Source organism: Pontibacterium sp. (genome assembly GCF_041587635.1).
Lineage (GTDB): Bacteria > Pseudomonadota > Gammaproteobacteria > Pseudomonadales > Balneatricaceae > Pontibacterium.
This window is the reverse complement of sequence record NZ_JBFGYC010000454.1, coordinates 1-3,319: the sequence shown is the minus strand read 5'-3', so window position 1 is coordinate 3,319 and position 3,319 is coordinate 1. Positions and strand designations below refer to the sequence as shown.

The 3,319-nt window shown below is 51.2% G+C and carries 4 protein-coding genes; 1 reads left to right on the top strand and 3 read right to left on the bottom strand.

Annotated elements, in window-relative coordinates; translation table 11 throughout:
- Window positions 1-156: 156 nt before the first annotated feature.
- Genes accC through aroQ form a run of 3 tightly spaced genes read right to left on the bottom strand, consistent with a single transcriptional unit; the run spans window position 157 to window position 2,469 of the window.
- Window positions 157-1,500 carry an acetyl-CoA carboxylase biotin carboxylase subunit gene (accC, locus tag ABYW01_RS17335; RefSeq protein WP_372835160.1) on the bottom strand — a complete coding sequence of 448 codons (1,344 nt, stop codon included), beginning with the start codon at window positions 1,498-1,500 and terminating at the stop codon, window positions 157-159.
- A gap of 33 nt (window positions 1,501-1,533) precedes the next feature.
- Entirely contained in the window at window positions 1,534-1,989 is a 456-nt protein-coding gene (accB, locus tag ABYW01_RS17330; RefSeq protein WP_372835158.1) for an acetyl-CoA carboxylase biotin carboxyl carrier protein, read from the bottom strand.
- A 42-nt stretch (window positions 1,990-2,031) separates the two neighbouring features.
- The gene (gene aroQ / locus ABYW01_RS17325) at window positions 2,032-2,469 is read right to left on the bottom strand and encodes a type II 3-dehydroquinate dehydratase (protein ID WP_372835155.1); all 438 of its coding nucleotides are present in this window, start codon (window positions 2,467-2,469) and stop codon (window positions 2,032-2,034) included.
- A 365-nt stretch (window positions 2,470-2,834) separates the two neighbouring features.
- On the opposite strand from aroQ, the gene ABYW01_RS17320 reads away from it, so the two are divergent.
- Window positions 2,835-3,319 (top strand): ParA family protein (locus ABYW01_RS17320; protein ID WP_372835152.1); only part of this gene is annotated, 485 nt, incomplete at its 3' end.

Here is a 3,319-nt window from a genome sequence, read left to right as displayed (position 1 = left end):
GTGGCCTGTTTTTAAAGAGGCGTCCGAGGCGAACAACGCCTCGGACAGTGAAGATATCAAAAACCCGTTATCCAGTGGATCGTAAAGCTGCTCCTCTAAAGTGAACAGCATTGCGCACGTGGGCGGGCTTTTATAGTGTGATGGAAACGGGTCTGATTACAGGCCCAGTTTCTTTTCCAGATAGTGGATGTTTACGCCACCTTCCTGGAAGTGAGTATCACGTACGATTTCCTGATGCAGCGGGATGTTGGTGCGAATACCATCAATGACGGCTTCGTCCAGTGCGTTACGCATACGGATCAGTGAGGTTTCACGGTCTTCCGCGTAGCTGATCAGTTTAGCGATCAGTGAATCGTAGTGCGGAGGTACGGTATAACCCGAGTACAAGTGAGAATCTACACGAATACCCAGACCACCTGGTGCGTGGAAATGCTTCACGTTACCCGGGCTTGGCAGGAACGATTTCGGGTCTTCCGCGTTGATGCGGCACTCGAAAGCGTGGCCCTGTACGACGATATCTTCCTGTTTCAGAGACAGTGGCAGGCCAGAAGCAATGCGCAGCTGTTCTTTAACGATATCAACGCCGGTAATCATCTCAGTCACCGGGTGCTCAACCTGCACACGGGTGTTCATTTCGATGAAGTAGAAACCGCCATCTTCGTATAGGAACTCAAACGTACCTGCACCGCGGTAACCGATTTCGATACATGCATCGACACAGGACTGCAGAACGTCTGCGCGCGCGGCAGGATCCAGGTGAGGTGCTGGAGCTTCCTCAACCACTTTCTGGTGACGGCGCTGCATGGAACAGTCGCGATCATACAGATGAACGGCGTTGCCCTGGCCATCAGCCAGAATCTGAACTTCAACGTGGCGAGGGTTCTGCAGGAATTTCTCCATGTACACGGTATCGTCGCCGAATGCAGCAGCAGCTTCGGAGCGCGTAATGTGTACGGAGTTCAGCAGAGAGGCTTCGGAATGCACAACGCGCATACCGCGACCACCACCACCGGAGGCCGCTTTGATGATCACCGGGTAGCCGATACGCTGAGCGATCTTCTGCATTGCCGGGCCATCATCAACGGGCAGCGGGCCATCAGAGCCCGGTACTGTTGGTACGCCTGCTTTCTTCATCGCTTCGATCGCAGAAACTTTATCACCCATCAGGCGAATCGTTTCAGCGCGTGGGCCGATGAACTGGAAGCCTGAACGCTCAACCTGCTCAGCAAAATCAGCATTTTCCGCCAGGAAACCGTAACCTGGGTGGATACCCATAGCGTCGGTGACTTCGGCTGCAGCAATAATGGCAGGGATGTTCAGGTAACTCTGTGGGGATGGCGCCGGACCAATGCAGACAGCTTCATCTGCAAGACGTACATGCATCAGGTCGCGGTCAGCCGTGGAGTGAATAGCTACGGTCTTGATGCCCAGCTCTTTGCAGGCACGCAGGATACGCAGTGCGATCTCACCCCGGTTGGCAATGACTACTTTTTCCAGCATCTGGATGTCCTTGAATCAGGTCTGTGGGAGCGCTTAAACGATGGTAACCAGCGGCTGGTCGAACTCAACCGGCTGACCGTCTTCAGCCAGAATTGCTTCCACAACACCGGCCTTATCCGCTTCGATCTGGTTCATCATCTTCATCGCTTCCACGATACAGATCACGTCACCTACTTTTACTGTCTGTCCAACTTCAATGAATACTGGAGAGCTTGGAGATGGGGAACGGTAGAAAGTCCCCACCATTGGAGACGTTACAACATGACCTGTATGCGAAGGCGCTTCCGCTTCAGCAGCTGGTGCCGCGGCTACAGGCGCAACTGGTGCCGCGGCAACGGGTGCAACTGGTGGAGCGTAAGCAACAGGTGCGGCGGTTACACTGGTGCCGCGGCTGATGCGAACAGACTCTTCGCCTTCTTTGATTTCGATTTCGTTGATGTTGGATTCTTCAAGCAGTTCGATAAGCTTTTTAACTTTGCGAATATCCATTCTGGGTCTTGTCTCTTTAACTGTTACTGTTGCTGTTCGGTATCACGCAAGCTGCGTACAAGCAGATTGCAGTGCAAATTGGTATCCCTGGGCGCCCAAACCACAGATCACACCCACGGCTTTATCCGAGAAGTAGGAGTGATGGCGGAATGTCTCTCGTGCGTGCACGTTAGAGAGGTGAACCTCGATGAAAGGAATGGCAACGCCTAATAAGGCATCGCGCAAAGCAACACTGGTATGAGTGAATGCAGCCGGGTTGATAATGATGAAGACAACGCCTTCACTTTGTGCCCGGTGAATGCGTTCGATCAGTTCAAATTCGGCGTTACTCTGAAAACTGTCGAGGTCGTGGCCTGCGTTGCTGGCTGTCTGGCTGAGTTCCTGATTGATGTCCGCAAGCGTAGTTGAACCGTACACTTCGGGTTCCCGAGTGCCGAGAAGGTTCAGGTTTGGACCATGTAATACAAGAATTTTTGCCATCGATGCAGCCTTAATGCAAACGCGCTGAATAGCACCACAGAGTGTGATTTAGCGGTATAGTTTGCACAACTCAGAAAGGGTTGTCTATATGTGGGCAAGTTTTAGTTGTTTTCTGTCAACTTTCCCGAATTTCGCCGCGATTTCCCCACTTGTTTTGACTAAAGTCTTGGTTGTTTTTGCAGCAATTTATATTAAGGCGCTCTAACTGGTTGTTTTCTGGAAGTTTGCCGCTCATTCCAGACATAAAGATTGACGTTCGCTTCAATATTATGGATATTGCACTGCAATATCCTGATTCTAAAGACAGTTCGATGAACAGGCTGTGGCAAGTGACGGACAGGCAACGGAAAGGAGCGATTACGATGATACGACGCGTTGTATTTAACCAGAAAGGGGGCGTGGGTAAATCCAGCATCGCTGTGAACCTGGCTTCGATCAGTGCAGCCCGTGGATTGCGCACACTGGTTGTGGATCTGGACCCGCAATGCAACTCCAGTCACTATCTGATGGGCGATGACTATATGGATCTGTCGCCAACTGTTCGTGACTTCTTTGAGCAGACCCTGAGTTTTCAGGTTAATCCCGCTGATCCACAGGATTTCATTCACGAAACCCGCTATGAAAATCTGCATATGTTGCCAGCGAGCTACAATTTGGGTGATCTGCAGTCCAAGCTGGAATCCAAACATAAGATCTATAAGCTTCGTGATGCTTTGAAAAAGCTGGAAGCGAGCTACGATGCGGTTTATATCGATACTCCACCGGCTTTTAACTTCTTTACCTTATCGGCATTGGTGGCAGCAGAGCGTTGTCTGATCCCATTTGATTGTGATGAGTTTGCCCGTCAGGC

Excerpts from the sequence above, each read along its gene's own strand:
- accC (WP_372835160.1), bottom strand. The coding sequence starts at position 1,500 with ATGCTGGAAAAAGTAGTCATTGCCAACCGGGGTGAGATCGCACTGCGT.
- accB (WP_372835158.1), bottom strand. The coding sequence starts at position 1,989 with ATGGATATTCGCAAAGTTAAAAAGCTTATCGAACTGCTTGAAGAATCC.
- aroQ (WP_372835155.1), bottom strand. The coding sequence starts at position 2,469 with ATGGCAAAAATTCTTGTATTACATGGTCCAAACCTGAACCTTCTCGGC.